This is a genomic window from Paenarthrobacter nitroguajacolicus (genome assembly GCF_007786235.1).
GTDB classification, from domain to species: Bacteria; Actinomycetota; Actinomycetes; order Actinomycetales; family Micrococcaceae; genus Arthrobacter; species Arthrobacter nitroguajacolicus_A.
In genome coordinates this window covers 44360-69097 of record NZ_VNFK01000020.1, presented here as the reverse complement: position 1 = coordinate 69097, position 24738 = coordinate 44360, and the positions used below count along the sequence as shown (strand labels likewise).

General features: G+C 62.6%; 23 protein-coding genes. 13 read left to right on the top strand and 10 right to left on the bottom strand.

Annotated elements, in window-relative coordinates; genetic code table 11:
• Positions 1 to 88 precede the first annotated feature (88 nt).
• Positions 89 to 1297, top strand: a complete 1209-nt coding sequence (locus tag FQP90_RS20040; RefSeq protein WP_144652824.1) for an MFS transporter — start codon at positions 89 to 91, stop codon at positions 1295 to 1297.
• 61 nt (positions 1298 to 1358) lie between these two features.
• On the opposite strand, the gene FQP90_RS20035 is transcribed toward FQP90_RS20040, so the two are convergent.
• The gene (locus tag FQP90_RS20035) at positions 1359 to 1940 is read right to left on the bottom strand and encodes a hypothetical protein (RefSeq protein ID WP_144652823.1); all 582 of its coding nucleotides are present in this window, start codon (positions 1938 to 1940) and stop codon (positions 1359 to 1361) included.
• Positions 1941 to 2057: 117 nt separating this feature from the next.
• On the opposite strand from FQP90_RS20035, the gene gcvH reads away from it, so the two are divergent.
• The 5 genes from gcvH (at position 2058) to FQP90_RS20010 (ending at position 5127) form a co-directional block, all read left to right on the top strand.
• The gene (gene gcvH, locus FQP90_RS20030) at positions 2058 to 2444 is read left to right on the top strand and encodes a glycine cleavage system protein GcvH (protein WP_144652822.1); all 387 of its coding nucleotides are present in this window, start codon (positions 2058 to 2060) and stop codon (positions 2442 to 2444) included.
• A 137-nt stretch (positions 2445 to 2581) separates the two neighbouring features.
• Positions 2582 to 3058: an FHA domain-containing protein gene (locus FQP90_RS20025; protein WP_144652821.1), complete on the top strand. Its 477-nt coding sequence runs from the start codon at positions 2582 to 2584 to the stop codon at positions 3056 to 3058.
• A 20-nt stretch (positions 3059 to 3078) separates the two neighbouring features.
• The gene (gene ftsR / locus FQP90_RS20020; RefSeq protein ID WP_144652855.1) at positions 3079 to 3795 is read left to right on the top strand and encodes a transcriptional regulator FtsR; all 717 of its coding nucleotides are present in this window, start codon (positions 3079 to 3081) and stop codon (positions 3793 to 3795) included.
• Complete coding sequence (locus tag FQP90_RS20015) at positions 3795 to 4298, top strand: bifunctional nuclease family protein (protein WP_144652820.1); 504 nt, start codon at positions 3795 to 3797, stop codon at positions 4296 to 4298. The genes ftsR and FQP90_RS20015 overlap by 1 nt, the downstream gene beginning before the upstream one ends.
• A gap of 235 nt (positions 4299 to 4533) precedes the next feature.
• Entirely contained in the window at positions 4534 to 5127 is a 594-nt protein-coding gene (locus tag FQP90_RS20010; RefSeq protein WP_144652819.1) for a MerR family transcriptional regulator, read from the top strand.
• A gap of 86 nt (positions 5128 to 5213) precedes the next feature.
• Here the strand turns inward: FQP90_RS20010 and FQP90_RS20005 are convergent, their stop codons facing one another.
• Positions 5214 to 6023, bottom strand: coding sequence for a ParA family protein (locus FQP90_RS20005; RefSeq protein WP_144652818.1), 810 nt, complete (start codon positions 6021 to 6023; stop codon positions 5214 to 5216).
• 303 nt (positions 6024 to 6326) lie between these two features.
• Here FQP90_RS20005 and FQP90_RS20000 point away from each other — a divergent pair, with 303 nt between their 5' ends.
• The gene (locus FQP90_RS20000; RefSeq protein WP_144652817.1) at positions 6327 to 9722 is read left to right on the top strand and encodes a pyruvate carboxylase; all 3396 of its coding nucleotides are present in this window, start codon (positions 6327 to 6329) and stop codon (positions 9720 to 9722) included.
• A 98-nt stretch (positions 9723 to 9820) separates the two neighbouring features.
• On the opposite strand, the gene FQP90_RS19995 is transcribed toward FQP90_RS20000, so the two are convergent.
• Positions 9821 to 11632 (bottom strand): AMP-dependent synthetase/ligase, encoded by a 1812-nt coding sequence (locus FQP90_RS19995; RefSeq protein WP_144652816.1) that lies wholly within the window; start codon positions 11630 to 11632, stop codon positions 9821 to 9823.
• Between the two features lie 188 nt (positions 11633 to 11820).
• On the opposite strand from FQP90_RS19995, the gene FQP90_RS19990 reads away from it, so the two are divergent.
• The gene (locus tag FQP90_RS19990) at positions 11821 to 12879 is read left to right on the top strand and encodes an ROK family protein (RefSeq protein WP_144652815.1); all 1059 of its coding nucleotides are present in this window, start codon (positions 11821 to 11823) and stop codon (positions 12877 to 12879) included.
• A 30-nt stretch (positions 12880 to 12909) separates the two neighbouring features.
• On the opposite strand, the gene FQP90_RS19985 is transcribed toward FQP90_RS19990, so the two are convergent.
• From FQP90_RS19985 to FQP90_RS19975, 3 genes are read right to left on the bottom strand one after another with little or no spacing between them, the layout of a single operon-like run.
• The gene (locus FQP90_RS19985; protein ID WP_144652814.1) at positions 12910 to 13467 is read right to left on the bottom strand and encodes a hypothetical protein; all 558 of its coding nucleotides are present in this window, start codon (positions 13465 to 13467) and stop codon (positions 12910 to 12912) included.
• Positions 13454 to 14257 carry an alpha/beta hydrolase gene (locus FQP90_RS19980; RefSeq protein WP_144652813.1) on the bottom strand — a complete coding sequence of 268 codons (804 nt, stop codon included), beginning with the start codon at positions 14255 to 14257 and terminating at the stop codon, positions 13454 to 13456. The genes FQP90_RS19985 and FQP90_RS19980 overlap by 14 nt, the downstream gene beginning before the upstream one ends.
• On the bottom strand, positions 14254 to 15042 hold the full coding sequence (locus FQP90_RS19975; RefSeq protein WP_144652812.1) for an alpha/beta hydrolase: 789 nt from the start codon (positions 15040 to 15042) through the stop codon (positions 14254 to 14256). Before FQP90_RS19975 ends, FQP90_RS19980 begins: the two co-directional genes overlap by 4 nt.
• Before the next feature lie 109 nt (positions 15043 to 15151).
• On the opposite strand from FQP90_RS19975, the gene FQP90_RS19970 reads away from it, so the two are divergent.
• Both FQP90_RS19970 and FQP90_RS19965 read left to right on the top strand, forming a co-directional pair.
• The gene (locus FQP90_RS19970) at positions 15152 to 15943 is read left to right on the top strand and encodes a lysophospholipid acyltransferase family protein (protein ID WP_144652854.1); all 792 of its coding nucleotides are present in this window, start codon (positions 15152 to 15154) and stop codon (positions 15941 to 15943) included.
• Positions 15944 to 16009: 66 nt separating this feature from the next.
• Complete coding sequence (locus tag FQP90_RS19965) at positions 16010 to 17413, top strand: class II 3-deoxy-7-phosphoheptulonate synthase (protein WP_144652811.1); 1404 nt, start codon at positions 16010 to 16012, stop codon at positions 17411 to 17413.
• A 64-nt stretch (positions 17414 to 17477) separates the two neighbouring features.
• Here FQP90_RS19965 and pknB read toward each other — a convergent pair whose 3' ends face one another.
• Both pknB and FQP90_RS19955 read right to left on the bottom strand, forming a co-directional pair.
• Entirely contained in the window at positions 17478 to 19550 is a 2073-nt protein-coding gene (gene pknB, locus FQP90_RS19960; protein ID WP_144652810.1) for a Stk1 family PASTA domain-containing Ser/Thr kinase, read from the bottom strand.
• A 76-nt stretch (positions 19551 to 19626) separates the two neighbouring features.
• A complete protein-coding gene (locus FQP90_RS19955; RefSeq protein WP_144652809.1) occupies positions 19627 to 20967 on the bottom strand; it encodes a LysM peptidoglycan-binding domain-containing protein in 1341 nt (446 codons plus the stop codon).
• 258 nt (positions 20968 to 21225) lie between these two features.
• Between FQP90_RS19955 and FQP90_RS19950 the strand changes: the two genes are divergently transcribed.
• Positions 21226 to 21579, top strand: coding sequence for an Rv2175c family DNA-binding protein (locus FQP90_RS19950; RefSeq protein WP_144652808.1), 354 nt, complete (start codon positions 21226 to 21228; stop codon positions 21577 to 21579).
• A gap of 118 nt (positions 21580 to 21697) precedes the next feature.
• Here FQP90_RS19950 and FQP90_RS19945 read toward each other — a convergent pair whose 3' ends face one another.
• Both FQP90_RS19945 and FQP90_RS24015 read right to left on the bottom strand, forming a co-directional pair.
• Entirely contained in the window at positions 21698 to 22792 is a 1095-nt protein-coding gene (locus tag FQP90_RS19945; RefSeq protein ID WP_144652807.1) for a polyprenyl synthetase family protein, read from the bottom strand.
• A 14-nt stretch (positions 22793 to 22806) separates the two neighbouring features.
• Entirely contained in the window at positions 22807 to 23163 is a 357-nt protein-coding gene (locus FQP90_RS24015; RefSeq protein ID WP_434374598.1) for a hypothetical protein, read from the bottom strand.
• Here FQP90_RS24015 and FQP90_RS24010 point away from each other — a divergent pair.
• Both FQP90_RS24010 and dinB read left to right on the top strand, forming a co-directional pair.
• On the top strand, positions 23150 to 23350 hold the full coding sequence (locus FQP90_RS24010; RefSeq protein WP_434374597.1) for a hypothetical protein: 201 nt from the start codon (positions 23150 to 23152) through the stop codon (positions 23348 to 23350). The genes FQP90_RS24015 and FQP90_RS24010 overlap by 14 nt on opposite strands.
• 92 nt (positions 23351 to 23442) lie before the next feature.
• Positions 23443 to 24705, top strand: coding sequence for a DNA polymerase IV (gene dinB / locus FQP90_RS19935; protein ID WP_144652805.1), 1263 nt, complete (start codon positions 23443 to 23445; stop codon positions 24703 to 24705).
• Positions 24706 to 24738 lie beyond the last annotated feature (33 nt).

The window sequence follows — 24738 nt, the reverse complement described above, 5'->3', positions numbered from 1 at the left end:
CTATATATAGAGCGTCTGCAACTATTATTCTACGGTTCCCGGCGGCGCACTTCCACTTTCCGTGGAACCATCAATTAAGGAGCTCCACATGCCCGCAGGGTTGATTGCCCTTGCCCTCGGTGGATTCGGCATCGGACTGACCGAATTCGTGATCATGGGCCTCTTGCCGGAAGTTGCTGCCGACTTCCAGGTCAGCGAGGCTTCAGCTGGCTGGTTCATCTCCGGCTATGCCCTGAGTGTCACCGTTGGCGCCCTCCTGGTGACGGCCGCGGTCACCCGGCTGCCTCGCAAGCCGGTCCTTATCGGCCTGCTTGTTCTCTTTATTGCCGGCAACTTCCTTTCGGCGATTGCCGATACTTACACAGCCATGTTGATCGGTCGCATCGTTGCAGCACTGTGCCACGGTGCCTTCTTCGGCATCGGCTCGGTCGTTGCTGCCAGCCTCGTACCCGCCCACAAGAAGGCCGGTGCCATCGCCATCATGTTCACGGGGCTTACTGCGGCCAATGTGCTGGGTGTGCCGTTCGGAACCCTGCTCGGCCAGAACTTTGGCTGGCGTTCCACGTTCTGGGCCATCACCGCAATCGGCGTAGTCGCGCTGCTTGGCATCGCACTCATGGTCCCCAAAGCCAGCACTGAGCCCGCCAAGGGTCTTCGCAGCGAGCTGGGCGCCTTCAAGTCCGGCCAAGTATGGCTGTCCATCATCGTGACCATCCTCGGCTTTGGCGGCATGTTCGGCGCCTTCACCTATATTGCTTTCACCCTCACTGAGGTTTCCGGATTCGAGTCCAGCGCAGTTCCGTGGCTCCTGGTGCTCTTTGGTGGCGGTCTATTCGTTGGAAACTTCCTCGGTGGCAGGGCTGCCGACAAGGCCCTGGATAAGACCCTTATTGTCATCCTCGCCGGCCTTGTGGTGGTGCTGGTCTTCTTCGCCCTCACCGCGGGCAACAGTACTGCCACATTGATCTCGCTTGCCTTGATGGGTGGTTTTGGCTTTGCCACGGTTCCGGGGTTGCAGATGCGGGTCATGCACTTTGCGTCCACTGCCCCAACGTTGGCTTCCGGTGCGAACATCGGTGCCTTCAACCTGGGTAATGCGCTGGGAGCCTGGCTTGGCGGGGTGACCATTACCGCCGGCCTGGGCTACACCTCGCCCATCTGGGCCGGGGCAGGCATTACCGTTGCCGCACTGCTGGTCATGCTGGCAGCGGCTGCAACCGCAAAGCGCAGGGGAGGCGGGACGCCCGCCGCAATGTCCGACGTCGAACGCGAACCGCGCGAGGCGCCTGTCGCCTGACGATGGGCTGCCTGAACGAAGAAGCCCGCCGCTGACCATGTCCGCGGCGGGCTTTCGCATATTAAACGTTCGGTGTGGGGTCCTGCCGTTCCGCCTCTGCGGTTTTCGCAGCCCTGATGCGTTCGTTTTCTGCTTGCCTCAGTACCTTCATTTGCTTGCCACGCCGCCGCCAGAGCGCCCAGAGTACGGTGACCGCAATGAAGACCACCACGGCAGCGATTGCGGAAACCGCCGTCCAGGTGGTGAAGAATCCTGCATCGACGCTCAGCGTGCGTTGCCCGGCGTGGGCTGATTCCGTGCTGCCGAAGACGATGCCGGCGGTGAGCAGGTTCGGAGTAGCGATGGCGACGGCTACCAGGAGTATGACGATCTTCCACGGCCATCCCACCGATTTGCGCGTGGCCTGCCACGCAACCAGGAGTGGAAGGAAAGTGAAGACGAAACCGTAGAACATGCCCACCAGGACGCTGGCGCCGAGATCCCGACGGATCTGGCCGGCGATGACATCGGACCACCAGCGGGGAAGTATGGCACCAAGAATGAAGTAGGCTGCTACGGCGACAAGCAATGCCACCAGGATCAGGATAATTTTGACGCCCCAATTGCGCTTTTTCTGAGCTGGTACTTGTGCTTGTTCAGTCATGGGTCAATCATTGCAGAGACCCCATCAGGCGCAGGGGAATTGTGCCTATACTTTCAGCGGTGGCCGACAGTGTGGGCCGCCGTCGAGGTTCGTAATTGTCCCGATGAAAGGCCACCCGTGAGCAATATTCCAGAAGAACTTTCGTACACCGCCGAACACGAATGGGTTACCGCTCCAGATGCCGATGGCGTAGTGCGGATTGGCATTACCGACTTTGCGCAGGACGCGTTGGGTGATGTGGTGTATGCCCAGATGCCCGAACCGGGGACGAAGGTCACCGGCAATGAGGTTGTGGGCGAGGTCGAGTCCACCAAGAGCGTCAGTGACATTTACGCCCCGGTGTCCGGCGAGGTCACCAATCGCAATGACGCCCTGGACACTGATCCTGCCCTGATCAACTCGGACCCGTACGGCGAAGGTTGGCTCATTGAGGTAAAGCTCGCAGAAGCAGATGCAGTGGATTCCCTGCTCAGTGCATCGGAGTACGAACAACAGGTAGGCTAAAGTTATCTGGCCCGCCAGTCTGGTTTTCCTTAGCGGGAAAGCGCGACGGCGGGCCAGCAACCGATTTGCCCGGCGGTACCGGGATGCGGAAGTGGCTGGCAGGTTTTGGAACTGCCGGCGGATGAGGAGGAAATTCCATGGTTGGCGGCGAACAGAATCAAGCCAATGTCGGGAACGGCGCGGAGGAACAGCCGACGTCGGAGACCACCTCGATCAGCATCACGCCAACGTGGGACGAGCCAAGCGTTGCACCCAAGTTGGCCCCTGAAGAGCGTGCATCCGTGGAAGCACTTCCGCCGAACTCGGCCTTGCTCATCGCCCATAGCGGGCCCAATGCCGGTGCCCGGTTCCTGCTGGATGCGGACACCACTACGGCTGGTCGGCACCCGGATGCGGACATCTTCCTCGACGACGTCACGGTTTCGCGGAAGCATGTCCAGTTCCTCCGGTCTGCGTCCGGCTTCGAACTGGTGGACATGGGGAGCCTTAACGGAACGTATGTAAACCATGACCGCGTTGACCGCGTGCAGCTGAAAAGCGGTAACGAGGTTCAGATCGGCAAGTTCCGGTTGACCTACTACCTGAGCCCTGTCCGCGCAGCAGGCCAAGTCTGACGGGGTAACTGCCTGTGGCTATTGCCCAGCCGGACCGGCGCGGACCGCAGGTCCTGAACATTGGTGAGGTCCTTGCCCAGCTGAGCGACGACTTCCCCGGGATGACTGCGTCCAAAATCCGCTTCCTTGAGGAGAAGGGGCTCATCACTCCGAAGAGGACCCCTGCCGGCTACAGGCAGTACGTGGACAGCGACGTTGAGCGGCTCCGTTTTGTCCTGGCGCTGCAGCGCGACCAGTACCTTCCCCTCAAGGTCATCAAGGACTACCTTGACGCCATTGACAGGGGAGAACGGCCCGACAATTTGCCCCCTGGTGTTTCCGTGTCGCCCAGGGTTGTTTCTGCCGAGATGGCTGCCGAAGTCCAGGGACGTGCTCGCGCACTGACGGAAGAGCAGTTGCGTGCCGAGTCGGGCGCCAGCGTGCCGTTGCTGGAGTCGCTCCTGAGTTTTGGGCTGATCAGCCATATCGGCGGTAAATTCGATGAACACGCGCTCCAGGTAGCCAGGGCCTGCGTTCAATTGGAGGGCCACGGCCTTGAACCTCGGCACCTTCGTCCCTTCCAAGCCGCAGCGGAACGGGAATTCGGTTTGGTGGAAAGGGTTGTTGCACCCCTGACATCGCGGCGTGACGCTGCGTCCCAGGCCAGGGCAGCCGAGGCTGCGCGGGAAATCAGCGACCTCTGCCTCACCCTCCACAGGGCTCTCGTTCACGACCGAATCTCGCGGATGGACAGCTGATGATCGAAGTCGAAATCGTCGGTGTCCGGATCGAATTGCCGTCCAACCAACCGCTGGTACTCCTTCGGGAAATCAACGGTGAACGGCACGTTCCCATCTGGATCGGAACTCCCGAGGCCAGCGCCATTGCCTTGGCCCAACAGGGCGTCGTCCCGCCCCGGCCGATGACGCACGACCTTTTGGTGGATGTTGTTGAATCGCTGGGCCACTCGATTATCAGCGTCAACATCGTGGCCGTTGAGGACAACATCTTCTACGGTCAGTTGCAGTTCGACGACGGCACAGTGGTCAGCTCGCGCGCTTCGGATGCGCTGGCGCTTGCACTGCGGGCCAAATGCCGTATTTGGTGCGCCGACGCCGTTATGGAAGAGGCCGGCGTCCGTATCACCGAGCACGATGAAGGCGAGGACTCCGAGCCGGACCCCACCGTGGACGAAGAACGCGAAATGCGACGCTTCCGGGAGTTCCTGGATGACGTTGAGCCGGAAGACTTCGAAGGCTGAGCTGGCCTAAGCTTAAAGTTGAGGGTGAAACTTTCGACACGACCGGATTTTGATGCGAAGGTCTTTGACCTCGGAGCCTCACGGGCCTAACGTCGAAGATATCAAGTTCCCGTTGCATACACTGCCTGCGCAAGTCACACTGGAAGGTGCGGACTTGCGGGAATTACACTGCTGCATTTCGTCGTTGTATCAGGGTATGCACCGTCCCCAAGGGAACTGAGAACAAGGAGGTCACGTGAGTCCGAAAGGCGAAGCAGGCGAGCTGAAGCAGTCCTCTGCCAGCATGGCTGCGCCCGCATCCGGCGCCCAAGGTCTACTCTTCACAGAGGACCTTCCTGTGCTGGACGAGGACGCGGGCTACCGCGGTCCTACTGCATGCAAGGCCGCAGGTATCACGTACCGCCAACTCGACTATTGGGCACGAACCGGCTTGGTGGAGCCCGCAGTGCGCGGTGCTGCCGGCTCCGGTTCCCAGCGACTCTATGGATTCCGTGACATCCTGGTCCTCAAGGTGGTCAAGCGCCTTCTCGATACCGGGGTATCCCTCCAGCAGATTCGCACCGCTGTTGAGCACCTCCGCGAGCGGGGCGTCGAAGACCTTGCCCAGATCACGCTCATGAGCGATGGCGCCAGCGTCTACGAATGTACCTCCGCAGACGAAGTCATCGACCTCGTGCAAGGTGGACAGGGCGTTTTCGGCATCGCTGTTGGGCGCGTATGGCGGGAAGTTGAGGGAAGCCTTGCCGCGCTTCCGAGCGAGCACGCCGCGGAGCAGTCCTTTCCGGACGACGAATTGAGCAAACGCCGTGTAGCGCGTCGCATCGGCTAAACACCATCCACGGAACTTCAGATCATTCAAAGAAAGCCTCTTCCCCGCGGGGAAGAGGCTTTCTTTGTGCGTCGGTGAAGGTGTGATCAGCGCTGGCGGCGATCCCGGAATGCAGGCTGGCCTTCCAGGAGGCTCTGGAGCAGGGCATCGAAAAGTTTGGCGGAGTTCTTGGCGGAATCGCCAGGCCAGTGGTGCACCGAATGGGCTGCGCCTTGGATCTGTTGCCAATTGGCCTGTTCCGGAATGTGAGGGGTCAGCAGCAGTTCCCCGAACATTGATTCCATCTCGGCCAGGCGGAACGTGTGCTCCGCTGATCCAGTGCGGACCCGGTTGGCAACGATGCCGGCCGGGGCCAGATGGGGAGCAAACTCCTGCCGGAACAGCTGAATGGCGCGCATGGTCCGCTCAGTGCCTGCGACTGAGAAGAGTCCGGGCTCGGCGACAAGTACTACACGGTCGCTGGCGCTCCATGCCATCCGGGTCAACCCGTTCAAGGACGGTGGGCAGTCGACGAGCACCAGGTCATAGCTGGTGGTACCGGCCAGCACGGCGGACAGCCTGCGGAGGTCGCGCTTGCCAAGGTCGGGGCGGTCATAGATTCCCGTGAAGGCCGAACCCACTGCGACATCCAAAGTTCCATCACTGGAACCGTTGGAGACCCAGCTGCTGCCGGCCACGTTTTCCTGGAGCTTGGCCTTGCGAGGGCTTTTCAGCATGCGGCCGATGTCCAGTTGCCCGCCAGGCTGAACGCCGAGGGCCGTAGTGGCGTCGGCATGGGGATCGAGGTCCACCACCAAAGTAGGAATGCCGGCTGCGAGGGCTGCGGACGCCAGACCCGTGGTCACGGACGTCTTTCCCACTCCACCTTTGAGGCTGCTGATGCTGACTACTTGCACTTGAAAACCCAAAACCTAACGCCGGTTGCCGTATCGCGCTGATTCGGCTCCGGAAGCGCCGGAGCCGGGGCTTGCCGAAGCCCCCTCAACATCATATGGTGCATCGCCGTCGATTCCCGCTTTCTACGCGCCCGGCCGAGGGAGAGAAGGGTTGGCATTAGAATGCCGGCGGATCGCGCGCACGCATATACAGCCCACATGACGATTCCTTTGTGATGGTTGCCACAAAGATTTGTGTTTGATGCTGGCGGCACTACACACTGTGACCACCGACCGATCCACCCGCAATGATGCAGGAGAAGTATGTTTTCGAAAATTCTGGTGGCCAATCGCGGCGAAATCGCGATCAGGGCGTTTCGCGCTGGTTATGAACTGGGCGCCAAGACCGTAGCCGTCTTTCCGCACGAGGACCGTAACTCGATCCACCGGCAGAAGGCCGACGAAGCCTACCTGATCGGCGAGGTGGGCCACCCCGTCCGCGCCTACCTGGACGTCGAGGAGGTTGTCCGCGTTGCCAAAGAAGCCGGCGCAGACGCCATTTACCCCGGCTATGGCTTCCTCTCCGAGAACCCGGATCTCGCCCGTGCCGCCAAGGCCGCGGGAATCACTTTCGTGGGTCCCCCCGCCGAGGTCCTTGAGCTCGCAGGCAACAAGGTTGCCGCCCTGGAAGCTGCCCGCAAGGCAGGTGTGCCCGTCCTGAAGTCGAGTAAGCCGTCCAAGGACCTTGACGAACTTATTGCAGCAGCCGACGATATTGGCTTCCCCATCTTCGCCAAGGCTGTTGCCGGCGGTGGCGGCCGTGGCATGCGTCGCGTCGAGACGCGCGAAGCCCTCCCCGAAGCACTGCAGTCGGCCATGCGCGAGGCCGACGCGGCCTTTGGCGACCCCACGATGTTCCTTGAGCAGGCTGTACTGCGTCCGCGCCACATCGAGGTCCAGATCCTGGCCGATGCCGAGGGCAATGTCATGCACCTCTTCGAGCGGGACTGTTCGTTGCAGCGCCGCCACCAAAAAGTTGTTGAAATCGCTCCGGCGCCCAACCTGGACGAGAACATCCGCCAGGCCCTCTACCGTGATGCCGTCGCATTCGCGAAGGCCCTGAACTACGTCAATGCCGGAACGGTCGAGTTCCTGGTCGACACCGAGGGTGAGCGCGCAGGTCAGCACGTCTTCATTGAAATGAACCCGCGCATCCAGGTGGAGCATACTGTCACCGAGGAAATCACCGACGTCGACCTCGTGCAGGCACAGATGCGGATTGCCTCCGGCGAGACGCTGGCGGACCTCGGATTGAGCCAGGATTCCGTCTCCATCAAGGGCGCTGCACTGCAGTGCCGCATCACTACCGAAGACCCGGCCAACGGTTTCCGCCCGGACGTCGGAAAGATCACGGGTTACCGTTCCGCCGGTGGTGCCGGTGTGCGGCTCGACGGCGGTACGGTCTACTCGGGTGCCGAGATCAGCCCGCACTTCGACTCCATGCTGGTGAAACTGACCTGCCGCGGCCGCGACTACCCGGCCGCCGTGGCACGTGCACGACGAGGCTTGGCTGAGTTCCGCATCCGTGGCGTGTCCACCAACATCCCCTTCCTGCAAGCCGTTCTCGCCGACCCGGACTTCAACGCCGGCAACGTGGCCACGGACTTCATCGACAAGCGCCCGGAGCTGCTCAAGTCGCACATCTCGGCAGACCGCGGCACCAAGTTGCTCACCTGGCTGGCCGAGGTCACCGTGAACAAGCCGAACGGCGAGCTCCCTGTCCACTTGGACCCCGCAAGCAAGCTGCCTGCCATCGAGGGGCCCGTTCCAGCTTCGGGTTCGCGCCAGAAGCTGATCGAACTCGGTCCTGAGGGGTTTGCGAAGGCGCTTCGGGAGCAGCAGGCCGTGGCCGTCACGGATACGACGTTCCGCGACGCGCACCAGTCGCTCCTGGCCACCCGTGTCCGTACCCGTGACCTCGTTGCGGCAGGCCCGGCCGTCACAGCCCTCATGCCGGAACTTCTTTCGGTTGAAGCATGGGGTGGGGCAACCTACGACGTCGCCTTGCGCTTCCTCGGCGAAGACCCGTGGGACCGTTTGGCAGCCCTGCGCCAGGCACTGCCCAACACCTGCCTCCAGATGCTCCTCCGCGGACGCAACACGGTGGGTTACACGCCGTACCCGGAAGAAGTGACGGAGGCCTTCGTCAATGAGGCCGCAGCCACGGGCATCGACATCTTCAGGATTTTTGACGCCCTCAATGACGTGAACCAGATGGCCCCGGCCATCCGTGCCGTGCGTGCAACGGGCACAGCCGTTGCCGAGGTGGCCCTGTGCTATACCGGCAACCTGCTTGACCCGAACGAGGACCTGTACACCCTCGACTACTACCTGGAGCTTGCCCAGAAGATCGTCGATGCCGGTGCACACATCCTTGCGATCAAGGACATGGCCGGGCTGTTGCGTCCGGCCGCTGCTGCCAAACTCGTCACAGCTTTGCGTGAGCGTTTTGACCTCCCCGTGCACCTTCACACGCACGACACCGCCGGTGGCCAGCTGGCCACAATCCTGGCGGCTGTCGACGCAGGCGTGGATGCCGTTGATGTCGCCTCGGCGTCTTTGGCGGGCACCACCAGCCAGCCGGCCGCCTCCGCCCTTGTGGCAGCGTTGGCCAACACGCCCCGCGATACGGGCCTCAGCCTGGCCCATGTCGGTGCGATGGAGCCTTACTGGGAAGCTGTTCGCCGAGTGTACGCGCCCTTCGAGTCCGGCCTGCCCGGTCCCACAGGGCGGGTCTACCAGCATGAAATCCCCGGCGGTCAGCTGTCCAACCTTCGCCAGCAGGCGATCGCGCTGGGCTTGGGCGAGCAGTTCGAAGCCATCGAGGACATGTACACGGCGGCCGACCGCATCCTCGGCCGTCTGGTCAAGGTGACCCCGTCCTCCAAGGTGGTGGGCGATCTCGCCCTGCACCTGGTGGGGCTCAACGCTGACCCTGCCGACTTCAACGAGAACCCTCAGAACTACGACATCCCGGACTCCGTCATCGGGTTCCTCTCCGGTGAACTCGGTGATCCTCCCGGAGGCTGGCCTGAGCCGTTCCGCACCAAGGCCCTCCAGGGCCGCAGCGTCAAGGTGCGCGACGTCGACATCAGCGCCGAAGACAGTGCTGCGCTCAAGGGCGACTCCAAGACCCGTCAGCACACGCTGAACCGCTTGCTGTTCGCGGGTCCCACCAAGGACTACCTGAAGAGCGTGGACACTTACGGCAACATCTCGGTGCTTGATACCCGTGACTACCTCTACGGTTTCCAGCAAGGTGCGGAACACGTGATCGAGCTGGAGAAGGGTGTCCGCCTCATTGCCCAGCTGGAGGCCGTGTCCGAGGCCGACGAGAAGGGCATGCGTACGGTGATGTGTACGCTCAACGGCCAGTCCCGTCCCGTGGTGGTGCGCGACCGCTCGGTGGTCAGCAACGTCAAGGCAGCAGAGAAGGCAGACCCGGCTCAGCCCGGTCAGGTCGCAGCCCCGTTCGCGGGCGCCGTCACCGTGACGGTCAAGGCCGGCGATGTGGTCAACGTAGGCGACACCGTTGCCACCATTGAGGCGATGAAGATGGAAGCATCCATCACGACGCCGGTGGCGGGCACGGTCTCGCGGCTCGCCATCTCATCGGTAGAGCAGGTCCAAGGCGGCGATTTGCTGTTGGTGATCGGCTAGCCGTCCAGGAACCAAAAGTGCCCCGTCCGGTTTTCCGGACGGGGCACTTTTCTGTTCAGCCTTGCCTGACCCGTCTTGCCTGGGTCTTTTGTTAGGGTCTAGGACGCGCGGGGTGCCGAGTACATTTCCTCGATCACGGCATCGAAGTCCTTCATGACTTGGGCGCGCTTGACCTTGAGGGACGGCGTGAGGTGGCCGGAAGCCTCCGTGAAGTCGGCTGGCACAATTCGGAAAGACTTGATGGCCTCGGCTTGCGACACAGACTGGTTGGCCTTGCTGATGAGCTCCTGGACCGCGGCCTTCACCACTGGATGGGCGGTGGCCTCGGCCAACGTGGTGCTTGACGGGAGTCCGTGGCGATCCAACCACCCGGGCAGTGCTTCTTCGTCCAATGTGACGAGTGCGCCGATGAAGGGTCGGTTGTCACCGACCACCAGGACCTGGGAAACAAGGGCGTCGGCGCGGATCTGGTCCTCCAGCAGCGCCGGAACCACGTTCTTTCCGCCTGCAGTGACGATGATTTCCTTCTTGCGACCGGTGATCTTCAGGAAGCCGTTGCTGTCCAGCTCGCCAATATCACCGGTGCGGAACCAGCCATCGGTGAACGTTTCTTCCATGAGGTCGTCCCGCTTGTAGTAGCCGCGCATGACGCAGACACCCTTGGCGAGGATTTCGCCGTCGTCGGCAATCTTGACGGAGTTGCCTGGCAAGGGCGCTCCCACCGTGCCGATACGAATCATTGACGGGGTGTTGACGGAAATCGGTGCCGTGGTTTCGGTCAGGCCGTAGCCCTCCAGGATCTGGAGCCCGATGCCCTGGAAAAAGTGGCCGAGCCGTTCACCCAGGGGGCCACCGCCGGAGACTGCGTGCGCGACGTGGCCGCCCATGGCGGCCCGGAGCTTCCCGTAGACCAACTTGTCGAAGACGGCGTGCTTGATTTTCAGCCCAAGGCCCAGGGAACCTGACTGGCGGGCCTTGGAATAGGCGATCGCAGTGTCCACGGCCCGGTGGAAGATGGCTCCCTTGCCTCCGTCCTCTGCCTTGGTCAACGCCGAGTTGTAGACCTTCTCGAATACTCGGGGTACGGCAAGGATGAACGTCGGCTGGAAGCTCTGGAGGTCGGCCAGGAGGTTCTTGATATCCGGGGTATGGGCTACCTTGACGCCGCCAGCCACTGCAAGCACTGAGATAAATCGTGCGAACACGTGCGCCAGCGGGAGGAACATGATGGTCTTTGCGGACTCGTTGATGATCTCCGGCAAGGAAGCGCGGGCATTCTCGGAGAGTTCCACGAAGTTGCCGTGGGTCAGTTCACAGCCCTTCGGTCTGCCCGTGGTGCCGGAGGTGTAAATGATCGTGGCGACGTCGGCCAGGCCTGCCGAGGAACGGCGGGACTCGAGTTCGTCGTCGGGGACCCCGGCGCCTGCGGCGCGCAAGGCATCCAGTCCGGATCCCTCAAGCTGCCACACGTTTGCCACTGAACTGATGTCCTCGGCGGCAACGGCCTGGCGAATCACATCCTCGTGGTGCGCAGCTTCGCCAAAGGCTGCCACTGCTCCGGAGTCACCCAGGTTCCATGCCACCTGCGACGGCGAAGATGTTTCGTAGATCGGAACGGAGACGGCTCCTGCGAACCAGATGGCGAAGTCCACCAAGGACCATTCGTACCGGGTTCGGGACATGATTCCAACCCGATCGCCTTGGCCCACTCCGCTGGCGATGAGGCCCTTGGCCAGGGCCCGCACGTCCGCGAGGAAGTCTTTGGCACGGATGTCCTGCCACTGTCCACTGCCGTCCAACTTGGCAAAGAGTGCAGGGTTGGATGCCTTTTCCGCTTCTCGGATCACGAGGTCCGTGATGTTGGTTTCCGGGGCGATGTTCACGAGGGGAGGAACACTGATTTCACGCACGGTAGCTCCTTTGATATCCACGGGCCACGAGAGGGCTGCTTTCACTCTAGTATGCCCGCTCGCGGAGGTGTGTTCTATTTCACCTACTGGCGAGTAACTTTACGGATGTGCCGTCATTTCAAGCAACTTGGGGGCCATCCGGGGCTCGGTTGCCCGCTGGCGGCAACCGCGCGGAATAGGATGGTGGGATGCCCGCACCAAGGTCCAGTTTCCGCGCCCGACTCAGGCCGCCGGCCACAGCGTGGAAGGAAGTGCCCTGGGCGGCCCGCCGTAGCCACCTTGGCCGACGAGGCTTGGCGATCGGCATCGACATCGGCGGGACGAAGGTGGCTGCCGGCGTGGTGGACGCTGAGGGTCGCGTCCTCGCCGAGGCCCGCAGGTCCACGCCGGGTGCAGACCCCCGGGCGGTGGAGCAGACCATCGTGGAACTGGTGGATGAGCTGAGCGCGGACCATCGAATTGCATCTGTCGGGATCGGCGCGGCGGGATGGATGGACCTTGACGGCGGCACGGTTCTGTTCAGCCCGCATCTTGCCTGGCGCAACGAGCCTCTGAGGGAGAGCCTCCAGAAGCTGCTGAGGCGTCCCGTCCTCCTGACGAACGACGCCGACGCCGCCGCCTGGGCCGAGTGGCGCTTCGGCGCAGGCCAAGGTGAGAGCCGCCTTGTCTGCATCACCCTGGGCACCGGAATTGGTGGTGCCATGGTGATGGACGGAAGGGTGGAACGCGGACGCTACGGCGTGGCCGGAGAATTCGGGCACCAGATCATCTTCCCAGGGGGGCACCGCTGCGAGTGCGGCAACCGTGGCTGCTGGGAACAGTACGCCTCAGGCAACGCCTTGGGGCGCGAAGCCCGGCAGCTTGTGCGAACCAACTCTCCGGATGGCATGGCTCTCTTGGAGAAGGCCGGTGGGACTGCGGACAGCATCACCGGGGCCGCCGTGACGGCGTTGGCGCTCGATGGCGATGCGACGTCGAGGGAACTCCTGGCGGATCAAGGAGATTGGCTTGGCCTTGGCCTGGCCAATCTGGCCGCCGCCCTGGACCCTGGGATGTTCGTTATTGGCGGGGGCCTGTGCGATGCCGGTGAGCTGCTGGCAGGGCCGGCACGCGATTCGTTCGCCAAGAACCTGACGGGCCGTGGGTTCCGTCCCATGGCCAGGATCGAACTTGCGGCGCTGGGACCCCGGGCCGGAATGATCGGTGCCGCCGACCTTTCGCGGGTCAGCGGCAGGGCCCACAGCTAAGCCGCGCTGCCTGAAAGCCGACGTCGGCAGCTAGATGCGGGCGCCGTCGTCGTCCTCATTCTTTTCCTGCGGAAGCCGCATGATGAGGTAGACCACGGACGCCACGAAGGCGGCAACGATCCCCAGGATCGCCGCGAGCGGCGCTGACCGCCAGAACATAGCAGTGAAGAGCAGCGCGATGGGTCCGCCCACGGCTCCAACCCATGCCAGCATGATCAGTGGCTCAGTTCCCACAAGGCTCGGAGGGTCCTCAGGGACGAACGCATCTTCAGCATCGTCGACTTCGAAATCCCGGGGGCCCAGCGGGCGGCCCCTGGCTTCGGATACAGCCGGGACAGCTGCCGCGTCATCCGCTGGCTCCGCGGCCGGGGTGGACAAGCCCAGAGGGTCGAAGTCCCTGAATGTCTTGCCGGATTCCCGGGGTGCATTCGGGGCTTTTGGGGCATCGGGCCCGGCAGGATCGGATGCCGGGACGTCCCCTGCCGTGGATGACTCCGTTGCTTCCAGTCGGGCCACCAGATCCTGCCATACGGCGTCGTCGTCCTTGTTGGCGCTTTGATCGGCGGAATTGGGGTCAGGCCTGTTCATGGGCTGTGTCCTTTTCGGGGGAGGGCCCGTGTTCGGCCAGGGCCGCTACGGTCTTGTGGATGAAGTCGGCCGTGCCGGCGAAAATTTCCGGTGCGTCGTTGTCGAGGGTGGCAACATGGCGGCTGTTGTGAAGGTAGTTGATGTCCACAGATGCCTGCACGCGGTAACGGAGAAATTCGAGGCTGGCGTTCGATATGACGTTGTCGACGGTGGATTTGTAGACCAGGACAGGAGAGCTGATGCGGGGGAGGAGGCTGGCCGTGTCCTTATACATCTTCTTCAGCTGGTGTGCCGCCGCAACAGGTGTCCGTGCGTAGGCACCCTCGTCCTGATCCGGTTTGAGAATGTCGTTGGCAATGGCGGGAGTTGTCTTCACCACATACTTGAGCGCGGCAACGATGACGGCGCGGGGGTCATCGAGCACCAGTCCGGGGTTGACCACCACCGTTCCTGCCACGGGGCGGGTGGCTGCGATCCGCAACGCCAAGGTGCCTCCCATGGACAAGCCGGCCGCGAAGACGTAGTCGCATTCATTGGCAAGCTCAAGATAGGCGTCATCCACTGCACGGTGCCACTCCCGCCACGAGCGTGTCGCCATGTCCTGCCAGGTGGTGCCGTGGCCGGGCAGCAGCGGCAGCCTAACGGCGTACCCGGCCGCTGCCAGGTGTTCAGCCCACGGCCTGACGCTGTGCGGGCTTCCGGTGAACCCGTGGGACATGACCACACCGACGCGCGGTCCAGTTCCGCTCCAGCTGCTGAGGAACGGCGAGAAATCCGGAAGCATTTTCATGATGATTCTGAGGCTACTCTGTCGCCGGCGTGCTGACGGAAAAACGCAGCTGATTCTTCGAAGATGGTGGGGCCGTCAACATCAAGGGTGGCCACATGGCCGCTGTGTGGAAGGGTGACAACCTTCAAACGGGACGAAGCAAGGTGCCTGCTGATGGTGGCCACTGAGCTGGGCGGGATGACACCGTCCACCGCTGACTTGAAGACCAAGGCCGGGGCCTGCACCCTGGGCAACCCACGCGTAGCCGCACGGAAGAGCTTTTTGAGCTCATGCACCGACTTCAGCGGTGTTTTGGAGTAGTCGCCGGTCTCATCGGTGAGCGGGGCAGGGTTGTCTTCCACTATGGGAGTGGTGGTCGGCATGACGTATTTCAGGGCGCCCACGTACTTCACCCTGCGGTCGTAGAAACTCAGGCCCGGGTTGACCAGGACCAGCCCGGGCACATCGTGGAGTGACGCCACCCGGAGTGCCACGGCCCCGCCCATGGACAGTCCGGCCACGAAGCAGGTCTCAGTCTGTTCGGCAAGGTCCAGGTAGCTCTGTTCAAAGGTCCGGTACCAGTCCTGCCAGCGGGTGGTTGAGAGGTCCTGCCAGCTGGTGCCATGGCCGGGGAGCAGGGGAACAGAAACGGCGAAGCCCTGCCCCGCCAGGTACTCGGCCCAGGGGAGTATGCTGAGCGGACTTCCCGTGAACCCGTGGCAGATGGCCACGCCGATGGAGGCGTTGGGGCCATGCCCTGCGTGGTGGAAGGCCAGCGGCGCGGCTTGTGAGTGTCGATCCGTCATGCGTCCCATCGTGTCACTGTTCCGGAGATTTCTCACTGGAGTAGGGTTGCTGTTGAATGCCCGCCGGGTTGGCGGAGGCATGCCAGCCGTCGGCCGTGAGAGGACAAACGTGTTCTATTGGGTCATGAAGCGGATCTTTCTAGGTCCCATCCTCAAGCTCCTGTTCCGGCCATGGGTCAAGGGCCTGGACAACGTCCCGGAAAGCGGTGCAGCCATCCTGGCGTCCAACCACCTGTCGTTCTCGGACTCCATCTTCCTTCCGCTCATGGTCCACCGGCCGGTGATATTCCTTGCCAAATCCGAGTACTTCACCGGAAAGGGATTCAAGGGGCGGCTTACGGCGCTGTTTTTCCGTCTGAGCAACCAGCTGCCCATGGACCGTTCCGGTGGCGCGGCCTCGGAGATGTCGCTGCAGGCGGGCAAGGACGTGCTGACGTCCGGAGGCTTGCTGGGAATCTACCCCGAAGGTACCCGCAGCCCGGATGCCAGGCTTTACCGCGGCAAGGTGGGCGTCGCCAGGCTGGCCCTGCAGACGCGTGTCCCGGTGGTTCCGGTAGCCATGATTGGAACTGAGAAGGTTCAACCCATTGGCAAGAGGCTTCCAAGCATTCGCCGCATTGGCATCATTTTTGGGCAACCATTGGACTTCAGCCGCTATTACGGCATGGAGGACGACCGCCTGATCCAGAGGGCGGTCACCGACGAAATCATGTACGAACTGATGCGCCTGTCCGGCCAGGAATACGTGGATGAGTATGCGGCCGTGGTCAAGGCCCAGTTGGCCGGTAAAGGCCCCGAGCCGGTCCATAAGCTCGAGGTTGCAGAAGACGCCGCGGTGGACATTGCAGAGGACAGGGACGAACCCCGCAAGGACGGGACCGGATCACCGGAGAAACTGTGACGCGGGCGGCAGCATCAGTTACGGCTGCAGTCCCGCAACCTTGCCGGAGGCTACTACTCTTGAAGGGTGACTGAGCTAACCGCGAACACCGCAACCCCCGTAGCAGATCCCCTCGCCAGCACCGCCCAGAGCGGAGCAGCGAACTATCCCGGGCTCGACGCCTGGCGGGACCTGCCGATTTCCCAGCAGCCCACGTGGTCCAACGCCGATGTCTTCAAGGCTTCCGTCAAGGAACTTTCCGTGGTGCCGCCGTTGGTGTTCGCCGGGGAAGTGGATGTCCTTCGTGAGCGCCTCGCGGCTGCCGCCCAAGGCAAAGCCTTCCTTCTGCAGGGTGGCGATTGCGCAGAAACCTTCGAGGCCGCCACCGCTGACAAGATCAGCGCGCGAGTTAAGACGATCCTGCAAATGGCCGTGGTACTCACGTACGGCGCCGCCATGCCTGTCATCAAGATGGGGCGCATGGCCGGCCAATTCGCCAAGCCGCGTTCGTCCAATGACGAAACCCGTGATGGCGTGACCCTTCCCGCCTACCGCGGCGACATCGTCAACGGCTACGACTTCACTCCGGAGTCCCGGGCACACGACGCTGGCCGGATGCTGCAGGCCTACCACACCTCCGCTTCCACGCTGAACCTCATCCGGGCCTTCACCCAGGGTGGTTTTGCCGACCTTCGCCTGGTCCACCAGTGGAACAAGGGCTTTACGGAGAACCCGGCACACGCCCGCTACGAGTCGTTGGCACGTGACATCGACCGTGCCATCAGCTTCATGGACTCCTGTGGCGCGGACTTCGAGGCACTCAAGCGCGTTGAGTTCTTTGCCAGCCATGAGGCCCTGCTGCTTGATTACGAGCGCGCACTGACCCGCATCGATTCCCGGACGGGCTTGCCCTACGACACGTCCGCGCACTTCCTGTGGATCGGTGAGCGTACCCGTGAACTCGACCACGCCCACGTGGACTTCCTGTCCCGCGTCCGGAACCCCATTGGCGTCAAGCTCGGCCCCACCACCAGCGGGGATGACGCATTGCGCCTGATCGACAAACTGGATCCCAACCGGGAACCGGGTCGTCTCACCTTCATCACCCGCATGGGTGCCAAGAACATCCGCGAAAAGCTGCCGACCGTCGTCGAACGTGTCACTGCCTCCGGCGCCCAAGTGCTGTGGGTAACTGACCCAATGCATGGCAACACGGTGACCTCGCCCAACGGCTACAAGACCCGAAACTTCGATGACGCCATCGATGAAGTCCGCGGCTTCTTCGAAGTGCACCACTCCTTGGGCACTGTTCCCGGTGGCCTGCATGTCGAAATGACGGGCGACGACGTCGCAGAGTGCCTGGGTGGCGCTGATCCGATCGACCAGGACGCTTTCCTGGACCGCTACGAATCAGTCTGCGATCCCCGCCTCAACCACATGCAGTCGCTGGAGATGGCATTCCTGGTAGCAGGAGCCCTGTCCAAGCGCTAATGGCTGACAACAAAAGGCGCGGTCCGGATGAATCCGGACCGCGCCTTTTGTTGTTCCGTGTCTGCTAGACCACGGTCAAGGTGATGAGGGAGCCTTCCGGGACGTCGGTGTTCACCGGGTTCTGCACCAGAACGAGGTTCAAGATCACGACGTCCTTTTTTATGACCACCTCAAAACCGAGCTTCCTCAGTTCTCGCTCAGCAGCATCGGCATTCTTACCCACGAAGTTGGGCACCTTTACGATGATCGGCCCTTTGGAAACCGAAAGCGTCACGGTATCGCCCTTGAACAGGTTTCCGTTGGCCGGCGCCTGTGAGGCCACCGAACCCTTGGGTACCGTCTTGTCGTTCACGGTCTCCGGAGCGATGACGGCCTTCAGGCCGACGTCCTGCAGCGCCTTGGCGGCTGCGTCCTGTGCCAAGCCGCGCACATCGGGAACAGGTATCGGTTGAGGGCCCTTGGAGACCACCAGGGCCACAGGGGTGCCGTGCCTTACCTCGGTGCCCTTGGCTGGGTCCTGCGAGATGACGACGCCGGCAGGCACTTTCTCGTCGAAAGCTTCCGTGACGTTGCCGAGGGCCATCTCCGCTGCATTGAGAGCGGTCTTGGCCTCGGCCAGCGTGCCACCGGTCAACGTGGGCAAGGCGAACAGCTGTGCCCCCTTGGAAACGAAGAGGGTGATCGGCTGAAACTTCCGCACCTGGGCCCCGGACTCCGGCTCCGTCCCGACAGCAAGCCCGGCCAGGATATCGTCGTCGAAGACATCCCGCGGCTCGGACTGGAATCCGGCGGTGCGGAGCAGCTGCTGCGCCTCCGCGACGGTCTTGTTCTTGACATCGGGCACCGTCCCCGGCGAACCCGGCCCCATGCCGAAGAACCACCCCGCAGAACCTGCGAGCAGTGCCAGGATGACGATCACGATGGTCCAGATGACGCCCCGGCGACCGGGATTGCCTTCCCGGAGCGGGCGAACAGGTGTGGCAGCCGCCCGGGCCCTGTCCTTGGCCTGTTGCCGCTCGAGCCTTTTCAGCTCACGCTTGCCTGGCTGGCGCAAGTCTTGGTCCATGTCCGCACCGGCCATGGAGCCCTTGGCCAGCGAACGGGATGGACCATTCGCGGCCATGATGGTGGTGGGGTTGCTTTGGGGGGAAATGAATTCCGTGGGTGACACTGTGGTGGGCAGAGCTTCAGTGGGGTTACCGGCCGTGCTGCCCAACGTTGTTGTTGCAGCAGTGGGCACAGCAGGGGGGAACGGCAGGGGAGCCGGCCCCTGCCGGTGATCCAACTGCTCGTCAGTCAGCGTCGTCCGAATGTGGCGGAGTTCGGTCAGAAGAGCTGTCCCATCCACCGGCCTGTTCTCGGCGTCGGCCGCCGTGCACCATTGCACCAGCTCGTCGAGGTCTTCGGCCAAGCCGGGAGCGGCGTCCGAAGGGCGTCCCACCACTGCATTGACGTGCTGGTACGCCACTTGGATGGGAGTTTCACCCGCGTAGGGCTGCTTCCCGGTCAACATTTCGTAGAGCATGATGCCCGCCGAATAGATATCGCTGCGCGCGTCCGCCGCTTGGCCGAGGACCAACTCAGGGGCCAAGTAAGCAACGGTACCAATCAGGGCGCCGGTGCTGGTATTTGCTGAGACAGCCCGGGCCAGTCCGAAGTCACCCACCTTGATGCGACCGTCGTCGGCAATAAGGACGTTCTCGGGTTTGATGTCGCGGTGAATCAGGCCGGAGCCGTGGGCGGCGGCCAAACCCTCAATGACGGGATCGATCAGTGCCAGCGCGAGTCGGGGCGGCAACGCGCCTTGTTCGGTCAGGACGTCACGAAGAGTATGTCCCTTGACGTACTCCATGACCAAGTAGGCAATGTGTCCATCTTCGCCCTGGTCCAGCACACCGACGATATGGGGGTGAGAGAGGCTTGCGGCAGCCTTTGCCTCGCGGCTGAGCCGTTCCAGAAAGGTGGGATCGTTGGCCAGGTGCGGGTGCAGGACTTTGAGGGCCACGTCGCGCTCGAGGCGCTGGTCCGTGGCCAGGTATACGGTGGACATTCCACCCCTCGCGAGGCGTGAACGGACCATATAGCGCCCGTCCACAATGGTTCCGATGAGGTGGTCCTGCGTTGGCTCTTGCACCATACGATCCTAAACGAGGCAGGGAAGGGGCCCGAATCCACGCGGGATGCGGGCCCCTTCCGAGGTGCTGCAAAAAGGCTTAGCCAAAGGTGCGCTGGCGGGCCTTGATCGATTCGACGTAACGCTTCGTGTCGTCGTACATGCCGTACTTGCTGACCGAGTACTGGCCTTGGTAGTAGCCGGCGATCGCGGTGTCCAGATCCTTGCTGGTGGCGATCAAGGCACGGATGATGGCGACGCCCGCAGTGGCATTGTCATAAGGATCCAGCAGGTTGAGCTTTCGACCCACCAAATCCGAGGCCCACTGGCCTGACGAGGGAATGACCTGCATGGTGCCGATGGCGTTGGCCGGCGAGACAGCACGCTGGTCAAAACCGGATTCCTGCTCGGCGAAGGCCAGCGCCAGCGAGGGGCTGACGCCCATGCGACGGGCAGTATCGGCCACGATGCTCTTCATTTCGGCCCGGCTCGGAACCGGGGACGCGTTCAGCAGAGCCTTGTTTTCATTGGCTGAGCTGACAACGGCGGCCGGGTAGGTGAAGCCAAGGAACGTGCTGGGCACCAGCGGCTTGGTGTCACCGGCCGGCTGCAGGCTCGCGCCGGGGATGGTCAGCTTCTGGCCCGGGTAGATGACGGTGGTTGCTGTCACCTTGTTCGCCGACATCAGGGCGGCCAGGGAAACGCCGTGGCGGGAGGCGATGGAGCTGAGGGTGTCACCGGCTTTGATGCTGTACGAACCGGTGCTGGCCAGGGGAGCTGGTGCAGGTGCGGGGGCAGGCGTCGAAGTTGCCGGCGCTGACGGTGCGGATCCGCCACTGACCTTGATCTTTTGGCCAGGATAAATGATGGAGCTTCCGTTGAGGCCGTTCCAGCTGAAGACGCTGGACAGAGGGACCCCATGCTTTGCGGCGATGGCTCCCAGCGTGTCACCGGACACCACCGTGTAGACAGACGCGTTGCTGGGCGCAGCGGGAGCTGCGGGAGCCGACGGCTGGGCCGGGGCGGGCGTCGCCGTACCGGTGAGCTTGATGGTCTGTCCCGGATAGATCAACGTGGTGGCCGTGAGCTTGTTGAGCTGAAGGACTGCCGAAGTGTCCAAGTTGAATCGACGCGCGATTGCGCTGATGGTGTCGCCGCGAACAATTGTGTAGGTGTCCGGCGCTGACGGAGCCATGGGGCGAAGGGCGGCCGGAAGAGTGGTTGCAACCGACTGGGCGGGGATAACAGTACCGGCGTTGACTGCCTGAGCCTGCATGGCGGCTGCAAGTGTGGCCGGAATCTTGCGGGGCTGGGGCGCAGGCGCGGCCATGGTCGGTTGGGCCAGGGCAAGCGAGGACAAAACCACAGCGGGAAGCGCAGCCGTGGTCGCCGCGATGACCGGCATGCTCATGGTTCGTTTCGGCGGGCGGGGCGTCGTCATGAAAGTGTCCTCATCTCGAACAGCGGGGAGTGATTGTTAGCGCTGTTGTCAGTGTTACCAATGTTACTGATGTTATCAATGGTGCAAGTGTGATCAGTGTGAATCTCTCACACTTAATGAATCGGCACAAGAATTCCGGCGGTAGGGGATTATTGGCACCAAATTCTGGGAGTGAAATGGTGCCCTGGCAGCGGTCGTCAACTACCGGCGTCGGACTCCGGCTAGGCGCCGGGTGGGGCGGCGTGGCAACCTTGTTCCGTGAGTAATGTAGAAAGCCTTGTTTCCGACTGGCTGCCGCTGCCGGATGTTGCCGAACTGTTGGAAGTTTCCATCACCAAAGTCCACGGACTTCTGGACGAGCGTGCGCTGGTCGCCATCAGGCAGGGAGAGCGGAATATTCGCTCCATCCCTGCCCTCTTTATCCAGGATGGGCACGTCGTGGACAGCCTAAAGGGAACCGTTGCGGTTCTCAGCGACGCCGGTTATACCGACGAAGAACTGATTATCTGGCTTTTCACTCCTGACGATTCATTGCGAGGGCGCCCCATCGATGCCCTGCGCGAGGGGCGAAAGACGGAAATCAGGCGTCGCGCCCAGTCCCTGGCCTGGTAACAGCGCCTCCTCAAAGCGGGAGGCCGGACAAAAAACGCAGACGACGACGGTTCTCACCGTCGTCGTCTTCGTCAGGTCATGTTCCATCCGGGCCCGCGCCCATAATGCGTCGTCTGGATCAGGAGGCGCGGCTCACGGCAGCTTCCGCCAATTGGCGCAGGGCCATCAAGGGCACTTCCTGCAGGGGCAGCCGTTCCAAGGCTTCGAACGCCTTGTTGCTTAGATCCGCAATGAGAGATTCCGTGGCGTCCAAAGCCCCGCACTGAACAATGATGCTGCGGATACTGGCCACGTCGTCGGGCCCCAGGTCGGGATTGCCCAGTATACGGTCGACGTAATCCGCCTCGGCTGCAACCGCTTGGTTGATGGCAAAGCCCACAAGGACAGTGCGTTTGCCTTCACGGAGATCGTCACCAGCTGGCTTGCCGGTGGTTTCGGGATCGCCGAAGACACCCAGGACATCGTCCCGCAGCTGGAATGCCTCGCCAAGGGGCAACGAGAACTCCGAGTAGGCCTCCAGCAGGTCCGCCGGTGCACCTGCCAGCGCCCCGCCCAAAGCCAGCGGGTGCTCCATGGAATATTTCGCGGATTTATACCGGATGATCGACTTTGCGCGGTCCACCGATCCAGCCCGGTCACGAACCGGTCCTGCGACTTCTTCAAGGATGTCGAGATATTGGCCGGCCATTACCTCGGCCCGCATCACGTTGAAGATACGGCGCGCGGTACTTCCGGAGGCTGCCCTCGGGCCGATCTCGGTAAAGGATTCCTCGCTGAAGGACAGGCACAGGTCTCCGGTCAAGATCGCCGCCGCGTCTCCGAACCGTCCACTGTCCAGCGCCCACCCATTCAGCTCATGGAGCTGGCTGAACCGTTTGTGTACGCTGGGACCGCCGCGACGGGTATCGGAGCGGTCAATGATGTCGTCGTGGATCAGGGCAGCTGCCTGGAAGAGCTCGAGCGCGCAGCCCGCCGTGACAATGTCTTCGTCGTCAGCGACGCCACCAGCTCCACGCCAACCCCAGTAGCACATCAGCGCCCGCAGGCGCTTGCCGCCCGTGACCAGGTTCGAAATGGAACCGATGAGCGGCTCGACGTCAGGAGAAACTGTGGCCATCATGTCGCGTTGATCTGCCAGGAAGCCACCCAGCTTGCCGGACACGCCGTCGATGAACAGCATCTGCTCGGATGCTATTCGGGATGTCGCAGTCACGTGGGAAGAGGCCGTCACTTGACGGACCCGGCCGCCACGTTGGCACCAATGGTGAACGTGGAGACGCCCTCCTTCTGCCGGATGGACACATTGACTGTTTCGCCGTCGCCACGAATGAAGTCAAGCGAGGTGACATTGCCCACCGCTTCCGGCCCGGGGACAAGTTTGAAGCCCTGCGCCTCGAGTGATGTCTTGTAGTAGTCCACCACCCCTTCCGGCGGGGCTTTAACTGTCCCAACGAGCGCAACTGTGGCCAGGGAAGCGTCCTTATCAAAGCTGCTCGAACGGACCGACGTCTTAGGCATGACGGGAATGAGCTGCTCCGGGAAGCCGGGAACGAGCGCGTTGACCGTGGCCGTGGCGTTGGGCACTGGTGCCGTCTCCGTGCTGCCCGTCGTTTCCGGTGTGGGGGTGGCACTGGAAGGTGCCGGCGATGTAGTGGACGACTGCGAGGAAGCACCCGTAGGGGACGGCGCAGCCGAACCACTTGGCGACGGCGTGCATGCCGAGGCCGCCACCGCGACAGTTGCTGCGAGCAGGGCAAACCCTCGCGCTTGAGGAGTTCCAAAGAGCTTCACAGGGGACCCTTCCTGGGGCTGAGTCGAATGGTGCCTCCAGTTTAGTCAGTGGTCGGGCATAGTATTGCCGTTGTGAGGCAGGAACCGTTCGGTGGCGCCCCAGGTGCCGGCCATCAGCCCGCCCGCAGCGCTGGAGACGCCCTGCGGGAACTGAGGCGAACCAGCATACTTCATGTGGATATGGACGCTTTCTTTGTCTCCGTGGAACTCCGCAGCCGTCCAGAACTTCGAGGAAAGCCCGTAATCGTAGGGTTCCCGGCGGAACGGTCAGTAGTGCTATCCGCTTCGTATGAGGCTCGCGCCACCGGAGTGAAGTCCGCCATGCCGATGTCGATCGCCATGAGGCGGTGCCCCGCCGCCGTCATCATCAACCCTCGACACACCGTGTACTACGAGGTCTCGGCCCAGCTGATGGAAATTTTCGCGTCTATTACGGATTTGGTGGAACCGCTCAGCGTGGACGAAGCCTTCCTGGACGTAGGTGGAGCAATTCGCAGGCTGGGTTCACCGTTGGACATCGGTCACCTCATTCGCCGGAGGGTCCAGTCGGAACTTGGCATTACGGCATCCGTGGGAATCGCCGGCACCAAGTTTGTGGCCAAGATCGCCTCCACGCGATGCAAGCCCGACGGCATCCTCCAGATCGATGCCGCGGACACCATCCCGTATCTGCATAGCCTGCCGGTCAACGCGCTCTGGGGTGTCGGAGGGAAAACGGGCGAGGTGCTGGCGCGGTTGGGTATCCGCACCGTGGCTGACGTGGCAGCTACTCCGTTGGCGTCCTTGAAGAAGGTCCTGGGTGCCAGCGGAGAACACGTTCACCGGTTGTCCATGGGAATCGATCCCCGGCCCGTGACACCCACCAGGCTGGAGAAGAGTATTGGTGCGGAGGAAACGTTCTCTGTGGATACTGCGGATAATGCGCTGCTGCACCGGGAGTTGTTGCGGTTGTCCCACCGAACTGCTGCCCGCTTGAGGAGTTCCGGCATGCTGGCCAGGACCGTGGCTCTCAAACTGCGGTACTCCGACTTCTCCACGGTGACCCGGAGCCGAACCGTCCATGCCCCGGTGGACAGCGCACAGTTGATTTACCAGGTGGCCGTGCAGCTCCTCGATTCCCTGGGAACACGATCCATGAGCGTCCGATTGGTGGGGGTGCGGGCCGAACAGCTGGAACCCGCGGGCCAAACGTCCATGCAATTGAGCCTGGATCGTCGGGACGACAATTGGCGGGCGGCTGAGCAAGCCTTGGATCGCGTATCAGAACGGTTTGGCTCCAAAACCCTGCTTCCGGCGCGACTTTTGGAGCCCGGTAAGCCCTCGAACGGCAAATAGCACCTGCGGGTGGCCCGGCCGGGCTCCGGTGCG

Coding starts and splice junctions, on each gene's coding strand:
- FQP90_RS19990 (WP_144652815.1), top strand. CDS start 11,821: ATGCCCGCACCAAGGTCCAGTTTCCGCGCCCGACTCAGGCCGCCGGCC.
- pknB (WP_144652810.1), bottom strand. CDS start 19,550: ATGGTGCAAGAGCCAACGCAGGACCACCTCATCGGAACCATTGTGGAC.
- FQP90_RS20025 (WP_144652821.1), top strand. CDS start 2,582: ATGGTTGGCGGCGAACAGAATCAAGCCAATGTCGGGAACGGCGCGGAG.
- FQP90_RS19955 (WP_144652809.1), bottom strand. CDS start 20,967: ATGACGACGCCCCGCCCGCCGAAACGAACCATGAGCATGCCGGTCATC.
- FQP90_RS20000 (WP_144652817.1), top strand. CDS start 6,327: ATGTTTTCGAAAATTCTGGTGGCCAATCGCGGCGAAATCGCGATCAGG.
- FQP90_RS20015 (WP_144652820.1), top strand. CDS start 3,795: ATGATCGAAGTCGAAATCGTCGGTGTCCGGATCGAATTGCCGTCCAAC.
- FQP90_RS20040 (WP_144652824.1), top strand. CDS start 89: ATGCCCGCAGGGTTGATTGCCCTTGCCCTCGGTGGATTCGGCATCGGA.
- FQP90_RS19980 (WP_144652813.1), bottom strand. CDS start 14,257: ATGAAAATGCTTCCGGATTTCTCGCCGTTCCTCAGCAGCTGGAGCGGA.
- FQP90_RS19975 (WP_144652812.1), bottom strand. CDS start 15,042: ATGACGGATCGACACTCACAAGCCGCGCCGCTGGCCTTCCACCACGCA.
- FQP90_RS19985 (WP_144652814.1), bottom strand. CDS start 13,467: ATGAACAGGCCTGACCCCAATTCCGCCGATCAAAGCGCCAACAAGGAC.
- FQP90_RS20035 (WP_144652823.1), bottom strand. CDS start 1,940: ATGACTGAACAAGCACAAGTACCAGCTCAGAAAAAGCGCAATTGGGGC.